The sequence below is a fragment of the Bacillus sp. mrc49 genome, from assembly GCF_002803435.1.
This window is the reverse complement of record NZ_PHNG01000333.1, coordinates 1-356: the sequence shown is the minus strand read 5'-3', so window position 1 is coordinate 356 and position 356 is coordinate 1. Positions and strand designations below refer to the sequence as shown.

The 356-nt window shown below is 50.0% G+C and carries 1 pseudogene; it reads left to right on the top strand.

Annotated features, from left to right (window positions below):
• A pseudogene (locus CVN76_RS02220) lies at positions 1–356 on the top strand (aromatic ring-hydroxylating dioxygenase subunit alpha); the annotation flags it as partial.

Here is a 356-nt window from a genome sequence, read left to right as displayed (position 1 = left end):
TTGGTATGGACATCGAGTGCGAGTGATGAAGAAGACATTCCGGAATTGCCTGCGTGGGAGGATGAGGGATATTTGAATATCCTTCCGCCTTCCATTGACATTGCCGGCTCTGCCGGCCGGCAGATGGAAGGTTTCTTGGATGTGTCCCACTTCGCTTGGGTTCATTCGGAAAGCTTCGCTGACCGTAACAACCAGATCGTCCCCAGCTATAAGGTGGATAAAACGGAATATGGCCTGCATGTTGAATATTTAAGTTCCGTCAGCAATTATGGAAAAGGCATGAAGCACCTAGAGCCTGCCAACTTCGAATGGCTTCGGGTTTTCGATATATTTCCGCCGCTTGCGGCAAGGCTGAC